Raw genomic sequence first — 15,453 nt, 5'->3', positions numbered from 1 at the left:
ACTGCCTCAGCTTCCGTGACTGCGCCTCGGTGCTCGCAGGGATGAGCACGCACCGTGTTTCGTACTGCGCAATCGTCTGGTCCCGATTCGGCTGCTGTCGCTGGTGCGGCTCGCGGTTCGGATCGGGTCTAGCCACGGCAAACTTTAGCGCGTCCCGAGTAGTCGGTGGCCGGTTGGTACCCGGGAGTAGCGTTCTGGGCTGTGTCGAAGGAACGTCAGGACCCGGTGGTGGTGAACAGTGAACTCGCTGCGATGCGTGTGGGGTACCCGCAACCAGGCAGTGAATCGGAGGCCGTGCACGATCGGATGCGCGTCGAGTTGGACGTGAGTCAGGTTGCCGACGGTTGGTTGCCGCTGATGCGTCAGTGGCTGTTGGATGCCGTCGAGGCGGATGCGCCGGAACCGAATGCGATGACGCTTTCGACTCTCGGCGAGGACGGTCACCCCGCGTCGCGGACCGTGTTGTGCAAGGGGCTCTCCGAGGAGGGGGTCCTCTTCTTCACCAATTACGGTTCGGACAAGGCCAGGCAACTCGACGCCCATCCGTATGCGTCGGCCAATTTCACCTGGCTGACCCTGGCTCGCCAGGTCACTGTTCGAGGTGCAGTCGAGCATGTGAGTCCGCAAGTGACGCAGGAGTATTGGCGAACCCGTCCGCGAGGATCGCAGCTCGGAGCGTGGGCGTCCCATCAGTCGCAGCCCGTCGAATCACGCGCCGTCTTGGACGAACAACTCCGTGAGGTGGCCGCACGCTTCGGCATCGACGGAGAGATTCCCGTGCCGCCGCACTGGGGCGGGATTCTGATCCGGCCGGAGTCCGTCGAGTTCTGGCAGGGCCGCGCCAACCGTATGCACAATCGGGTCCGCACCACCGTCGTCGACGGTCAGTGGTCCGCAGTTCGTCTCCAACCGTGAGGCGGGTTCTCGCGGACACGACTCCGCTCGAAAATCTCGACTACCGCCGCCTGTGGACCGCCGGCATCGTCACCGTTATCGGCGCCCAGCTCAGTGTTGTGGCTGTTCCGCAACAGGTGTACGAGATCACGCGCAGTTCGGCCTATGTCGGTCTGACCGGAATCTTCGGTCTCGTCCCGCTGATCGTTTTCGGGTTGTGGGGCGGTGCCCTCGCCGACGTGATGGATCGGCGACGGCTCCTGATGATCACGTCGATCGGACTCGGCGTCACGTCGGTGCTGCTGTGGATACAGGCGGCGCTCGGTGTGAACAACGTGTGGCTCGTGCTTGTGCTTTTCTCCGTGCAGCAAGCGTTTTTTGCGGTCAATCAGCCGACACGCGCGGCGATCATTCCGAGGTTGATACCGGGTAGGCAGCTGCCTGCTGCGAACTCGCTGAACATGACGGTTGTGCAGTTCGGCGCGATCGCTGGTCCGATGCTTGCCGGAGTGCTCATTCCGACTGCTGGGCTGCAATTGCTGTATCTGCTCGACTCGATCTTCCTGCTCGCCACACTGTGGGCGGTGTGGAAGCTGCCGGCGATTCCGCCGACAGGCACGTCGCGACGGGCCGGTCTGAGCGAGGTCCTTGGCGGCTTTGCCTATCTGGCCACGCAGAAGGTGCTGCTCGCTTCGTTTGTCGTCGACATCATCGCGATGGTGTTCGGGATGTCGCGGGCACTGTTCCCGGAAATCGCGCACGAATCGTTCGGTGATCCCGTCACCGGCGGCTTTGCCCTCGGACTGTTGTTCGCCGCGATGTCGGCGGGAGCCGTTCTGGGCGGCGTGTTCTCGGGCTGGCTACCGCGGGTGGAGTACCAGGGGCGTGCTGTCTTGATCTGCATCGCGTTGTGGGGACTGTCGATGGTCGGTTTCGGTGTGGCCGTGTACTACGCCAGTCCCGGATCCAGCGTGCTTCTGCTCTGGGTGGCGGTCGCGTTCCTCGCGGTCGGTGGCGCCGTCGACATGATTTCAGCGGCGTTCCGCAGCACGATGCTCCAGCAGGTCGCGACGGACGACATGCGTGGTCGACTGCAAGGTGTCTTCATCGTGGTTGTGGCGGGTGGTCCGCGTATCGGCGACGTGGTGCACGGCGCTGCTGCCTTCCTGTTCGGAACGGGGGTGGCGGCGGCAGGCGGCGGCGTTTTGGTGGTAATCGGCGTTGTCGTGTCGGCGATCATGTTCCCGACATTCGTCGCTTACAGGGTGGGACGCGCCGTCTGACGTCCTAGTATGTGGGCGGTTTGTGGGGGAAACTGATTCCATGACGCAACCGCACAGCACGGGCAAGGGCGGCTTCGAGATCCGTGGTGGAGGTTATCGCGCCGAAATCGCGGCAGCCGGTGCAGGTTTGCGATTGCTTGATCACGAGGGGCCGTCCGGCAAACGTGCGCTCACCGAAACCTGGGAACTCGGATCGAAGCCGCCGCTGTCGGCCGGTTTGGTCCTGGCACCATGGCCCAATCGGATTCGGGACGGGCACTTCATGTTCGACGGTATCGAGCATCAACTCGAGATCACCGAACCGGTCCTGAACAACGCCAGCCACGGGTTTGTGCGTCGTCGCAATTGGAACCTCGTCGATCACACCTTCGATCGCGTCGAACTGTCGGTGGACGTCGGCCTGCACAAGGGCTGGCCGTATCCGCTTGCGCTGTCGATCGTCTACGCAGTGGACGAAACAGGATTGACGGTCACCCACACCGCGACCAACAAGGGCGCCACTCCGTCGCCCTTCGGACTTGGCACGCACCCGTTCATCCGCGTCGGTGATGTCCCACTCGACGAGTGCTCACTGCACCTGGCAGCGGGAACACGATTGCCGATCGATCCGGAGCGGATGCTGCCGAACGCGTATTCGCAGGCCGTCGAGGGCACGGATTTCGATTTCCGGACCCCGCGCCCACTCGAAGGTGTGCAGCTGGACACGCCGTTCAGTGCATTGGACGTGGTCGACGGTAGTGGCCGCACACAGCACGAATTGCTTGCGCCGGACGGGACCGGGACCGCACTGTGGACGACGCGCGAGTTTCCGTGGATTCAGGCCTTCATCGCGGATCCCGCAAACGGTAAGGGCTATCCCGACCGCGGTCGTGCTCTGGCGCTCGAACCGATGACATGCCCACCGGACGCCTTCAACTCGGGAATCGACATGTTGATTCTCGGCCCAGGCGAAACGTGGTCCGGCGTGTGGGGGATCCGTGCACTTTGATCCGGAGGATCGTGCTCTGTGATCTTGGGATCCAGCGCTGGGTACTGTGATCCGTATCCCAGATAGTGGGAGGCTGTAACAAACGGCTGCGAAGTCTCGATAGTCGCGATTTGCCGAACACCGTTCGATTCGGCGGCACATTTTGCGCGGTGGGGCTGGATCTGTGAGGCGTTGCGCGAGAAGGAAAGTCCAGATCAAGGCCATGTGCGAATCCTGAAATGCGAGCTGGAGCACAGTACTTCGACGCTCTGAAACCTGTTGCAGTTTCGGGGTGTATGTCCGACACTGATCGACGTGCAAAACCCCCGTGGAGCGACCCTCCCTGGGCGCGTTGTGTTCGGTGCGACTAGTTTCTAGTTGATCGTATGTAGTTACTCGTTGGTTTGAGCTTGAGAGGGATCCTTCGTGCCCGCTGACAATGACACAAAGCCCACGCTTACTTACCCCGGTGGTGAGCACACGATGTCCATTGCCAGGGCAACCGAGGGCAATGACGGCATCGAACTGGGAAAGCTGCTGGCCGATACGGGGTACACCACCCTCGACCCCGGCTTTGTGAACACCGCATCCACCAGTTCCGCAATTACCTACATCGACGGCGAGAAGGGAATCCTGCGCTACCGCGGATACCCCATCGAGCAGTTGGCAGGTAAGTCCACCTTCATCGAAGTCAGCTACCTGCTGATCTACGGTGAGCTCCCGACCGATGCACAGCTCGAGTCCTTCACGGACCGCATCCGTCGCCACACTCTTCTGCACGAAGACCTCAAGCGGTTCTTCGACGGATTCCCGCGCAACGCACACCCGATGCCGGTTCTTTCCTCCGCAGTCAACGCGCTCTCCGCGTACTACCAGGATTCCCTGGATCCCGAGGATCCGGAACAGGTGGAACTCTCCACCATTCGTCTTCTCGCGAAGCTGCCGACCATCGCGGCCTACGCATACAAGAAGTCCGTCGGACAGCCGTTCCTGTACCCGGACAACTCGCTGAACCTGGTCGAGAACTTCATGCGCATGACGTTCGGTTTCCCGGCCGAGCCGTACCAGGGTGATCCCGAGATCGCCAAGGCACTCGACATGCTGCTCATCCTGCACGCAGACCACGAGCAGAACTGCTCCACGTCCACCGTGCGCATGGTCGGCTCTTCCGACGCGAACCTCTTCACCTCGGTGTCCGCCGGCATCAACGCACTGTGGGGCCCGCTGCACGGCGGCGCCAACCAGGCCGTGCTCGAGATGCTCGACGACATCAAGGCAAACGGCAGCACCGCAGCCGAGTTCGTCCGCAAGGTCAAGAACAAGGAAGACGGCGTGAAGCTCATGGGCTTCGGGCACCGCGTCTACCGCAACTACGACCCGCGCGCCGCGCTGGTCCGCGAGACCGCGCACAACATCCTCGGCAAGCTCGGCGGCGACGACGAACTGCTCAATATCGCCATGCAGCTCGAAGAGGCCGCCCTCACGGACGACTACTTCATCGAGCGCAAGCTGTACCCGAACGTCGACTTCTACACGGGTCTGATCTACCGCGCGATGGGCTTCCCGCCCCGCATGTTCACCGTGCTCTTCGCCATGGGCCGTCTGCCCGGCTGGATTGCGCACTGGCGTGAAATGCACGAGGATCCGGCTACGAAGATCGGCCGCCCGCGCCAGATTTACACCGGCTACACCGAGCGTGACTATCGGGATATAACCACCCGCTAGCCCCTGCCCACAATTTTCGCCTCAACGAGGAGGACCCATGAGTAGCAAGCCCGTAATCGAGTTCCAGGAAGGCCCCGCGCCGACCGATCTGGTCATCAAGGATCTGGTTGTCGGAGAAGGCGCCGAAGCCGTTCCCGGTGGCACCGTCGACGTTCACTACGTCGGTGTCGAGTTCGAGTCCGGTGAAGAGTTCGACTCTTCCTGGAGCCGTGGCGAGTCCATTCAGTTCCCGCTTCGTGGCCTGATCAAGGGTTGGCAGGACGGCATCCCGGGCATGAAGGTCGGCGGACGTCGCCAGCTCACCATTCCGCCGGAGCTGGCATACGGCCCCGCCGGTGCAGGGCACCAGCTTTCCGGCAAGACCTTGGTCTTCGTGATCGATCTGCTGGAAGCCAAGTAATTCACTGTGCGCCTTTATTAACCCCCCGCGGTTAATAAAGGCGCACAGCACAAGCAGCCCCGCACCGTCAGGTGTGGGGCTTTCTTGTGTGGTCAGCTCGCGGTCTTTCGTCGGTAGAGCCAGTTCGACCACACGAATCCCGCGGCGGCGATGCCCAGGCACCACGCGAGGGCGATGGCCGCGCTGTTCCCGATCGGCGTGCCCATCAGGAGTCCGCGCACCGTCTCGATGATCGGGGTTACCGGTTGGTGCCGGGCAAATCCCTGCAGCCATGACGGCATGGTCTCAGCCGGTACGAAGGCAGTGCTGACGTAAGGCAGGAACATGATGGCGAAGGTGAATCCGCTTGCAGCCTCCGGGTTCTTGGCCAAGAGCCCCAAAGCTGTCGAGAGGTACGACATGGCAAAGACGAAGGCGACGATCACAGCGGCGACGCCGAGCCAGCGCAACGGATCGCTTGTCGGGCGAAAACCCATGATCAGAGCGACGAGAACCACGATCGCCGTCGTCAGGACGTTGCGGACGACGCTGGCCAGTACGTGCCCGGTCAGGACGGACGATGGTGAGATCGCGAGCGTCCGGAAACGGTCGATGATCCCGTCCTTCATGTCGCTCGAGACGCTGACGGCGGTGGTGGAGGCACCGAAACCGGCACACAGCAGAATGATGCCTGGCACGACATAGTCGATGTACTCGGTGCCGGTATTGATAGCGCCGCCGAAGACGTAGACGAACAGCAGCATGAGCATGACCGGCAGGGCTATCGCGGTGATCATCGAATCAGGGCTGCGGAGAACGTGTTTGAGATTTCGGCGAAGCATCACCGAGGAGTCGATTGTCATGGTGGAGGTCATCGAACGCTCGCAATCTCGGGTTGGCCCGATCCGGTGAGTGCGAAGAACACGTCGTCCAGATCCGGAGTGTGAACGGAGAACTTCTCGACGGTGATCGACGGGTCGTCAATCGAGTCGAGGATGGCTTTGATCGACGGAACCGTCCCGTCGGAAGGGATGTGCAGGGTCAGAATCTCGGCATTCGAATGTGCTTGCGGAAGTGACGCCGCGGCGAGATCGAGTTGAGCGAGGTTCTCGAATTGCAGCGCGACATGGCCGCCCGGAACCAGACGTTTGAGTTCGTCCGGTGTTCCCTCGGCGACCACACGACCGCCACTGAGCACACCGACGGTGTCGGCCAATTCGTCTGCCTCGTCGAGGTATTGGGTGGTGAGGAAGATCGTGACACCTGAAGCCGTGAGACCACGAACTATCGACCACATTTCGTGGCGGCTTCGCGGGTCCAGGCCGGTGGTGGGTTCGTCGAGAAAGACGACGTCCGGTCGTGCAACAAGGCTCATCGCGATGTCGAGTCGTCTGAGCATGCCGCCCGAGTAGTCGCCCGCTCGCTTGTCACCGAAGTCCGTCAGGTTGAACTGGTGGAGTAGTTCGTCGGCACGTCTTCGAGAGTTCTTCCGGCCCAGGTGATTCAGCTCGCCCAGGAGGGTCAGGTTCTCGGAGCCGGTCAACAGTGTGTCGACGGCCGCGTACTGCCCGGTGACGCTGATGCGTCGGCGAACGTTCCGTGGATCGCCGGGAAGCGAATGACCGGCCACAGTGACCTCGCCGGCGTCGAAGGGTATGAGGGTGGTGAGAATTCTTACGGCCGTTGTCTTTCCGGCGCCGTTCGCGCCGAGGAGCGCGTACACCGATCCGGCCGGGACCGACAGGTCGAGTCCGCCCAGAACCTGTTGATCGCCGTAGCGCTTGCGAAGTCCGCGGACCGAGATTGCGGGGATCGTTCCTGACATCGAGACCTCCAAGTGAGAACTGTGTATGGCATAAACTCGTGTTTATAGCGTACACAGTTCTAGGATGAGGGCAAGAGCAAAGAGTGGGAGCTGTATGGATGGCGGCGCGCTACCGAGGGCGGTCGAACTGGCTTGGGGACTGGATCAGCCTGGAACGCGGGGTCCCAAGAAAGGGCTCAGTCTCGAGCAGATTCTCGACACCGCGATAGAGCTTGCCGACGCTGAAGGTGTCACCGCGCTGTCGATGGGCCGGGTGGCCAAATCCCTCGGATTCACGACCATGTCGCTCTATCGCTACGTAGCGAGCAAAGACGAACTGATCGAACTGATTTCGGATCGAGTGATCGGCCCACCGCCGGTAATTCCCGACGGAGTGTCCTGGCGCGCCAAGCTCGAAGTGTGGGCGAACCACGAGTACGCCACGATGCTGAGTCGACCGTGGTGGCTCAAGCTGCCCATCACGGCTCCACCGACCGGGCCCAACAACATGGCGTGGCTCGATGCGGGCCTGAGCGCGCTCGACGGGGTCGCTCTGAGTGCTGCGTCGAAGTTTCAGGTGGTGACCAACGTGTCGTTGTTCGTCATCGGCCGCGCCCGATTCTCGGCCGACCTGGCCTCGCGGTCGGCACAATCGGCAGACGACGACGTCGCATACGGTGCTCTCATTGCTCGTGTCATCAATCGCGAGGACTTTCCCTACCTCAGTGCCGCAATCGAGGAGGGTGGTTTCGAGGACGGCAGCCCGGAGGGTGAAGCAGCCGGCGATGACGCTTTCGATTTCGGTTTCTCGCTGGGCCTCCTTCTTGACGGAATCGAGAAGCTGGTGCAGCGGTCAGGACACCAGCGCGGCGGCACTGACGTCGTCGATGATCAGGTCGGTGATCAGCCCACCTCGTAGTGCGCCTTCCAGCGCGGGCAACTTTGCCGTTCCGGCGACAATGCACACGCGTCTGGTGACTTTCTCGAAAAGGTCGAGACGCGGACCACTCGCGCGCTCGTTGAGTTCGATTCCGCGGTAGCTCCCGTCGGACCGGAAGAAGACCGTTGCAATGTCCCCGACCACGCCGTCGCGTCGAAGCGCTTCTGCTTCATCGGGTTCGAGGTATCCGGCGGTGTAGACGTGACTCGGTACGTTGCCACCCGGGACGCCGATGCTGAAGACCGCCAGGTCCATTCGCTTTTGCATGTCCAGTACTCGCTTGATGCTGCGTTCGCGCCACAACTGCTCCCGGGTTTCCGGGTAGTCGAAGAATGCAGGTACCGGAAATCCTTGGGGGAGAGCGCCATAGGCGTCGGCGATAGTTCTGATGATGTCGCTGGCATACGAGATTCCCGTGGTGCGAGTGTTTGCGGCGCCGTTGAGTTGCACTACGTACGAGTTGTAGGTGCGTTTGGGGGCGAGGTGCTTGCTGACCTCGCTGAGGGTGGTTCCCCAGGCGATCCCCATCACCATGTCGCTGTCGAAGAACGACGCCAGTAGCCTGCCGGCAAAAGTCGCGACCTTCTCGAGGCGCTCGAGATCTCCCACCAGCTCCGGGACTGTCACCACGTGGGCACGTACCCCGTATCGCTCCGAGAACTCACGCTCGATGCGGGGTGCTTGGCCGTGTGGGGTGCTGATCTTGATCTCGACGAGTCCGGACGTGCGCGCATAGGTGATCAGTCGCGAGACCGTGGATCTGGATACACCCATGTCGCGGCCGATGGCGGCCATCGTCTGATCTTGGAAGTAGTAGAGGCGCGCGGCCTGGACGGCGTCGGAGATGCGAGGGTCCGCGGGGTCGGAGGTCGGGAAGTCGGAGGTCGGGGATTCCATGGCATTGTCCTGTCTGCACGTTCGTGCACGAGCGCTGAACCGAATCTTATCGGAGTAGCACCTGGCCGCCGCACTCCCGCGCGACAATTCCCTGAAACGTATCTGTTACCCGCATTACGGTGCGGAAATGCCCGGTTTGCACGTATGTGCACTGGCTATGCATGAATGTGCAACTGGCCTTAGGCTACGGATGCAGCAATCCAAACTATGACATGCATCACAATTGAGTGAGGGTGGGATGGAGAAAGCCAAGCGATTAGGGCTCCCCGGCGAGTTGGCAGCCGAGTTCGCAGGAACGATGATCTTGATCTTGTTCGGCGTCGGAGTTGTGGCGCAGGTGGTGTCCGGCGGGAGCGGCGGAGGGCTCGGTGGGCATGACAGCATCGCGTGGGCCTGGGGCCTGGGTGTCATGTTCGGAATCTATGTCGCCGGCCGGGTGACGGGTGCTCATCTGAACCCTGCCGTCACGTTCGCCTTCGCGATCTTCCGGGGATTCTCCTGGCGCAAGGTACTGCCGTACACCCTGGCGCAGACCGCTGGAGCCTTCGTCGCCGCGTTGATCGTCCGCTGGAATTACAACGACATGCTCAATGCAATTGATCCCGGACACACGACCGCCACTCAGACGATCTTCTCGACCATGCCCGGAAACGGAACGCTCCCGGTCAGCCTCGGCTCGGCGCTGATCGATCAGATCATCGGCACCGCCATCCTGTTGTTCCTCATCGTTGCAGTCACCGATTCTCGGGGAACTCCGCCGCTCGCGAATCTCGCGCCGTTCGTCGTCGGATTGATCGTTGTGGGAATCGGATTCGCCTGGGCGACCAACGCGGGCTACGCGATCAACCCGGCGCGCGACTTCGGCCCGCGACTGGCGTCGTATCTCACCGGCTACGGAAGTGCGTGGCGGGATCAGTACGGGAGCTTGTATTTCTGGGTGCCCATCGTGGGACCTCTGATCGGCGCTCCGATCGGAGTGTTCCTCTACGACAAGCTGGTTGGACGATTCCTGCCTGACGACGAGTCTGCAGAGAAGGCGATCGAGGAGCCGGCGACGATACCGGCGTGATCGCGAATCAACATCTCTGAGTAAATCTCTCGCACTTTCTCTCGATACCAAAGGGGTAGCACGATGGCGCAGTTCGTAGCCGCGATAGACCAGGGGACCACCTCCACACGTTGCATGATCTTCGATCACAGTGGGCATGTGGTTGCCGTCGAACAGCACGAGCACACACAGATCTTTCCGCAGGCAGGGTGGGTCGAACACGATCCGATCGAAATTTGGGACAACGTCCGCAACGTCACCGCGGGCGCTTTGGCAAACGCAGACCTGACCGCGGCTGATATCGCGTCCGTCGGCATCACCAATCAGCGTGAGACAGCGGTGGTGTGGGAACGCGCCACCGGAAAACCCGTCTACAACGCAATCGTCTGGCAGGACACACGCACCGATCGAATCTGTACTGCACTCGCCGGCGAGGACGGACCGAAGAAGTACACCGAAGTCACCGGACTGCCGTTGGCCACGTACTTCTCGGGTCCCAAGGTCAAGTGGATACTCGACAATGTCGAGGGTGCTCGCGAGAAGGCCGAAGCAGGCGAGTTGTGCTTCGGCACGATGGACACCTGGGTGCTGTGGAACATGACCGGTGGTGTCGAAGGCGGAGTGCACGCCACCGACCCCACCAACGCGTCGCGCACTCTGTTGATGGATCTCGACACTCTCGCATGGGATTCGGCGATCTGCGCCGACATGGGTATTCCCGAATCCATGCTTCCCGAGATCCGTAGCTCGTCCGAGATCTTCGGATTCGTTCGTGAGCGTGGCACGCTGTCCGGAGTGCCGATTGCAGGAATTCTCGGCGATCAGCAAGCAGCGACCTTCGGTCAGGCCTGCCTCTCACCGGGCGAAGCGAAGAACACTTACGGAACCGGTAACTTCGTGCTCCTCAACACCGGCACCGAAAAGGTGATGAGCAAGAACGGATTGCTGACGACGGTCTGCTACAAGATCGGTGACCAACCGACGATCTACGCGTTGGAAGGCTCGATCGCCGTGACCGGTTCGCTGGTTCAGTGGTTGCGTGACAACCTCGGAATGATCAGCAGTGCAGCAGATATCGAGGTGGACGCGCGTTCGGTGGACGACAACGGCGGAGCGTACTTCGTGCCCGCGTTCTCGGGTCTTTTTGCTCCCCACTGGCGTGCGGATGCCCGCGGCGCCATCGTCGGCCTGACTCGGTTCGTGAACAAGGGCCACCTTGCCCGTGCGGTGCTCGAAGCGACCGCATATCAGAGCCGTGAGGTCATCGATGCGATGAACCTCGACTCGGGCGTCGATCTGAAGGTTCTCAAGGTAGACGGCGGAATGGTCGCGAACGAACTGCTCATGCAGTTCCAGGCCGATCTGCTCGATGTCGAGGTGATCCGTCCGGTGGTTGCAGAGACCACGGCATTGGGCGCGGCGTATGCAGCCGGTCTCGCAGTCGGGTACTGGGACAGCGAGGACGATATCCGCAGCAACTGGGCGAAGGACAAGAGTTGGACGCCTTCGATGGATTCGGCCGAGCGTGACCGGTTGTACGCAGGATGGCAGAAGGCCGTCACGCGGACCCTGGACTGGGTCGACGCGGACTGATCCTGCGTCCCCAATTTCTACCTATTTTCAAGTGAAGGAACCCTTTTCATGAGCACAGCACAAGCATTGAGTCCGTCCTCGCGGGCGGAGTCGCTGAAGAAGTTGGAAGAAACCGAACTCGATGTCCTGGTCATCGGCGGTGGCGTGGTCGGCGCGGGCAGCGCACTCGACGCCGCAACTCGAGGTCTGAAGGTGGGCTTGGTGGAGGCACGTGACTTCGCGTCCGGAACCTCGAGCCGGTCCAGTAAGTTGTTCCACGGCGGACTGCGCTACCTCGAGCAGTTCAATTTTGCGCTCGTGTTCGAGGCACTGCGTGAGCGGTCCCTGGTACTGAACTCGCTGTGTCCGCACCTTGCGAAGCCGGTGCCGTTCATCTACCCGCTCGAGAAGCTGATCGACCGGCCGTACGTCGGTCTGGGCATCGGCGTTTACGACGTGATGGGCGCAGGCCGTGGGGTTCCCTCACACCACAAGCATGTGGGAAAGAAGAAGACCCTCGAATCGTTCCCTTCCGGAAAGCGTTCTGCCATCCGCGGTTCGGTCAAGTTCTACGAGGGACAGGTAGATGATGCCCGGCACACGATGATGCTGGCGCGCACGGCAGCCGAGTACGGCGCGCTGTGCGTCAACAGCACGCGCGTCGTCGGTTTCCTCCGCGAGGAGGACCGGGTTGTCGGTGTGAAGGCAGTGGATCTGGAAACCGGTCGCGCGTTCGAGATCCGGGCTCGCCAGGTCATCAACGCAGCAGGCGTGTGGACTGACGAGATTCAGGAAATGGTCGGTGGGCGAGGACAATTCCAGGTCCGCGCGTCCAAGGGCGTTCACCTGGTCGTCCCGCGCAACCGCATCAACTCGTCAACCGGAATCATCACGCGGACCGAGAAGAGCCTGCTGTTCGTGATCCCGTGGGGAAGCCACTGGATCATCGGTACGACGGACACGGACTGGAACCTCGACCTCGCGCATCCGGCAGCGAGCCGAAGCGACATCGACTACATCCTCGGTCATGTCAACAAGCTCCTCCAGGACGAGCTGACGCACGAGGATGTCGTCGGTGTGTACGCGGGACTGCGTCCGTTGCTGTTCGGCGAATCGGATTCGACCAGCACTCTCTCCCGTGAGCACGCGGTGTCGAGTCCGGTTCGGGGTTTGACGGTGGTGGCCGGTGGCAAGTACACCACCTATCGCGTGATGGCCAAGGACGCAGTCGATTCCGCGGTGCACGGACTCGAGCAGAAGGTGCCGAAGTCGTGCACCGAGCGTATTCAGTTGGTGGGCGCCGACGGTTACTTTGCCGCGTACAACAACCGGCACCTCACCGCTGAGCGCACCGGACTGCACGTTTCGACTATCGAACACCTGCTGGGTCGCTACGGCACGCTTGCGGACGAGTTGTTCGAACTCATCGAAGCGAGGCCGGAACTGGGACGGCCGTTGGACTCTGCCCCCGAGTACCTCGAGGCGGAGATTCACTACGCCGCGAGTCACGAGGGTGCGCAGCATCTCGACGACATCCTGACCCGCCGTACTCGTATATCGATCGAGGTCACGGACCGCGGCGACGCGGCAGCCGCGGAAGTAGCCGAACTGGTTGCGCCGGTGTTGGGTTGGACCCCCGAGCACATTGCCGAGGAGATCGAGCACTACCGGTTGCGCGTTGCAGCCGAGCGGGAATCTCAGGAGCAGCCCGACGATCTGACGGCTGATGCGGCGCGCCTGGGTGCACCGGACGTTCGCACGGGCGTCACCGTAGGGTGACTTCCGCTGTGCGCCTTTATTAACCGCGCGGGGGTTAATAAAGGCGCACAGCAGAGCGGCGCGAACGCCGTACCTGCGCGTACTCGTAGGCGTTCTGCCAGGCGACGGTGGCCACCAGCACCCAGATGATCCATGTCGCGCTCATATGTGTGCCGACGACGCCCATGACGATGGGGATCGCGGTGCAGGGGATCGCCCAGCCGAGCAGCCACCGTCGGTCCGACCGCGCAAACAGCCCTGCCACCGTGCTGATTCCGAAATAGACAGCGATGCTTCCGCACAACAGCCACCGCAGATTCGCGGGCGTATGCTCCGCACCGTGTTCGGTTGCCGCTCCGAGTCCTGCGACCAGAACCGCGATTGCGCCGGTGGTGAAACAGTGCATGGCCATGTCGATGCGAGCGGGAAACTTCTCGGGCTGCAGGTGCGGAACGCCGGCGTGACCGTAGAGAAGCGAGAGCGCCCACATACCGGAGAGCAGGACAAACGACCCGACGGCGAGGCTGACCACCGTTGAGTCCCAGGTGAGCTTCGAGGCCGCGGAGATCACGAGGATCACACCCTCGCCCAGCACGATGATGACGTACAGGCCTAGCCGCTCTGCAAGGTGAGCCCGTTCGGAGTGCAGGGCTTCGAGTTCGGGCATCCGATCGTCCTTGAACCCACGGATCTTGATGATGCGGTCGAGCTTTTCCTGCGCGTCTGCCATGATCGCGGTGCCGGAGACGATGAACATGATCAGCAGATCGATGGTCACACCGGCGGTCCAGAGCCAGAACCGAGTTTCGCCCTCGAACCAGAACGAGACGATCCACGGAATCACGCCGAGAGACATCTGGGCGATCGGCCAGTCCACGACTATCTGGCCGTTGTGCCACACCCGACTCGCGAGCAGACGTACGGCCACGTAGGCGACAGCGAAGGCCAGCGCATGGTTGTCGTGGATGCCGGCCACGGCCGCCATCATGACGGCCAGTCCGAACATGGCGATCAGCATGCTCGGGATTCGGACGCGGTCGCCGGCAATGTTGCCGTACATCGTGAACGTCGCCCACGCGGTCCAGAACGCGAGATAGAGCAATGCGTAGAGCGCGACATCCGACCACGACGGCGAACCGTGGAGCAGGTGAGCCAACTGACCGATACCGGCAACCACGACCAGGTCGAAGAACAATTCGATCCATGACGCGTGTCGCTCGAGCACCGCCTTCTGCTTCGAGTCCGGTTCATTTCCGAGTTCCGACATAAAGCTCAGTATCGGTTATCGGCATCAACCGTGCTGGTAGGCAGCGAACTTGTCCGTTTTCTCGAAGTTGTGCTTATGCTGTCCGTTGAGTGATCTGGATCATAGTTCGGGTGAGGTGGTCGACGTGCACGGTAGCGGTAACCTCGCGCTGTCCGCTGCGGACTACGACCGTGTCTTTGCGATCCTCGACTACTGTTCGGCCGCGAGAACGCTCGATCAGCTCAAGAACCTCCTCATGGTCGCGTTGCACGATCACTACCGCTGCCCCAACACCACCTTCCTCGTCGGTCCCACATTCACGTCGGCATTCGCTGACCCGAATCCGGTGACCACGGGTCGGATTACTCCGATTCTCGACGAGTATCAAGCGCGGTGGTATCCCGATGACGTGTTCGCGACAGCGCAATCTCGGGCAACATTGATGTCGTCCCCGGCCATCACCCACACTCAATTATTGGATGTGCCATCGGAATCGGCGACGTACCTCAGCGATTTTCTTTATCGCAAGCGTTTGCACAGCGCAGCGGTCATGCACCTCCAACTGGCTCATGGCGTTCACGGATTGGTCGGGATTTTCGATTCGGAGGGCAAGGATCTGTCCGCGACCGACGTGGCGGGCTTGGGGATAGTGGGTCGGCAACTATCACTGTTGTGTCAGACCTTGCCCGGTCAGTCGAGTCCGAGTTGGCAGGAAAAGTTGACGCGGCGGCAGCGTGATCTTGCCGAACTGTTGGCCGACGGCCATACCAACGACGAGATCGCGGTGATCTTGTCGTTGAGTCCCGACACGGTGAAGAAATACGTCAGCCGGATCCTCGCTGTGCTGCACGTGCGCAATCGGGCGGAGTTCGTGAAGTTGGTCTACCAGCACAAATTGGCCGACCAGCAGGCCTGAAATTATCCACTTTCGTGCACTGTG

General features: G+C 61.6%; 14 protein-coding genes. 10 read left to right on the top strand and 4 right to left on the bottom strand.

From position 1 onward, the window contains the following. Nucleotides 1-201 precede the first annotated feature (201 nt). From pdxH to EEB13_RS23610, 5 genes are all read left to right on the top strand, one after another. Complete coding sequence (gene pdxH, locus EEB13_RS23630; protein WP_045069790.1) at nucleotides 202-915, top strand: pyridoxamine 5'-phosphate oxidase; 714 nt, start codon at nucleotides 202-204, stop codon at nucleotides 913-915. Then, complete coding sequence (locus EEB13_RS23625) at nucleotides 912-2,177, top strand: MFS transporter (protein WP_033234105.1); 1,266 nt, start codon at nucleotides 912-914, stop codon at nucleotides 2,175-2,177. The genes pdxH and EEB13_RS23625 overlap by 4 nt, the downstream gene beginning before the upstream one ends. Nucleotides 2,178-2,217: 40 nt before the next feature. After that, entirely contained in the window at nucleotides 2,218-3,165 is a 948-nt protein-coding gene (locus EEB13_RS23620) for an aldose 1-epimerase family protein (protein WP_095888382.1), read from the top strand. A gap of 405 nt (nucleotides 3,166-3,570) precedes the next feature. Then, on the top strand, nucleotides 3,571-4,869 hold the full coding sequence (locus EEB13_RS23615) for a citrate synthase (RefSeq protein WP_033234107.1): 1,299 nt from the start codon (nucleotides 3,571-3,573) through the stop codon (nucleotides 4,867-4,869). A 37-nt stretch (nucleotides 4,870-4,906) separates the two neighbouring features. After that, nucleotides 4,907-5,269, top strand: a complete 363-nt coding sequence (locus EEB13_RS23610) for an FKBP-type peptidyl-prolyl cis-trans isomerase (RefSeq protein WP_019744913.1) — start codon at nucleotides 4,907-4,909, stop codon at nucleotides 5,267-5,269. A 92-nt stretch (nucleotides 5,270-5,361) separates the two neighbouring features. Here EEB13_RS23610 and EEB13_RS23605 read toward each other — a convergent pair whose 3' ends face one another. Then, nucleotides 5,362-6,123: an ABC transporter permease gene (locus EEB13_RS23605; RefSeq protein ID WP_141486399.1), complete on the bottom strand. Its 762-nt coding sequence runs from the start codon at nucleotides 6,121-6,123 to the stop codon at nucleotides 5,362-5,364. Next, the gene (locus EEB13_RS23600) at nucleotides 6,120-7,073 is read right to left on the bottom strand and encodes an ATP-binding cassette domain-containing protein (protein ID WP_141486398.1); all 954 of its coding nucleotides are present in this window, start codon (nucleotides 7,071-7,073) and stop codon (nucleotides 6,120-6,122) included. Before EEB13_RS23600 ends, EEB13_RS23605 begins: the two co-directional genes overlap by 4 nt. A 94-nt stretch (nucleotides 7,074-7,167) precedes the next feature. Here EEB13_RS23600 and EEB13_RS23595 point away from each other — a divergent pair, with 94 nt between their 5' ends. Beyond that, nucleotides 7,168-7,971, top strand: coding sequence for a TetR/AcrR family transcriptional regulator (locus EEB13_RS23595; protein WP_095888385.1), 804 nt, complete (start codon nucleotides 7,168-7,170; stop codon nucleotides 7,969-7,971). On the opposite strand, the gene EEB13_RS23590 is transcribed toward EEB13_RS23595, so the two are convergent. Then, nucleotides 7,906-8,889 (bottom strand): sugar-binding transcriptional regulator, encoded by a 984-nt coding sequence (locus tag EEB13_RS23590; protein ID WP_141486397.1) that lies wholly within the window; start codon nucleotides 8,887-8,889, stop codon nucleotides 7,906-7,908. The two genes, EEB13_RS23595 and EEB13_RS23590, sit on opposite strands and share 66 nt — an antisense overlap. 238 nt (nucleotides 8,890-9,127) lie before the next feature. Here EEB13_RS23590 and EEB13_RS23585 point away from each other — a divergent pair, with 238 nt between their 5' ends. The 3 genes from EEB13_RS23585 (at nucleotide 9,128) to EEB13_RS23575 (ending at nucleotide 13,288) form a co-directional block, all read left to right on the top strand. Further along, nucleotides 9,128-9,958: an MIP/aquaporin family protein gene (locus EEB13_RS23585; RefSeq protein ID WP_045069052.1), complete on the top strand. Its 831-nt coding sequence runs from the start codon at nucleotides 9,128-9,130 to the stop codon at nucleotides 9,956-9,958. Nucleotides 9,959-10,021: 63 nt separating this feature from the next. Continuing rightward, nucleotides 10,022-11,530 carry a glycerol kinase GlpK gene (gene glpK / locus EEB13_RS23580; protein WP_141486396.1) on the top strand — a complete coding sequence of 503 codons (1,509 nt, stop codon included), beginning with the start codon at nucleotides 10,022-10,024 and terminating at the stop codon, nucleotides 11,528-11,530. Nucleotides 11,531-11,578: 48 nt separating this feature from the next. Then, nucleotides 11,579-13,288 carry a glycerol-3-phosphate dehydrogenase/oxidase gene (locus EEB13_RS23575; protein ID WP_045069054.1) on the top strand — a complete coding sequence of 570 codons (1,710 nt, stop codon included), beginning with the start codon at nucleotides 11,579-11,581 and terminating at the stop codon, nucleotides 13,286-13,288. 34 nt (nucleotides 13,289-13,322) lie between these two features. On the opposite strand, the gene EEB13_RS23570 is transcribed toward EEB13_RS23575, so the two are convergent. Beyond that, nucleotides 13,323-14,534, bottom strand: a complete 1,212-nt coding sequence (locus EEB13_RS23570; RefSeq protein ID WP_033234114.1) for a low temperature requirement protein A — start codon at nucleotides 14,532-14,534, stop codon at nucleotides 13,323-13,325. A gap of 124 nt (nucleotides 14,535-14,658) precedes the next feature. Between EEB13_RS23570 and EEB13_RS23565 the strand changes: the two genes are divergently transcribed. Further along, complete coding sequence (locus tag EEB13_RS23565; RefSeq protein WP_230590122.1) at nucleotides 14,659-15,429, top strand: response regulator transcription factor; 771 nt, start codon at nucleotides 14,659-14,661, stop codon at nucleotides 15,427-15,429. The last annotated feature ends 24 nt before the right edge of the window (nucleotides 15,430-15,453 follow it).

It is taken from the genome of Rhodococcus sp. WS3 (assembly GCF_003797085.1).
GTDB lineage: Bacteria > Actinomycetota > Actinomycetes > Mycobacteriales > Mycobacteriaceae > Rhodococcus_F > Rhodococcus_F globerula.
Note: the sequence above shows the minus strand (reverse complement) of the source record. Positions and strands in the feature narration are given on the sequence as shown.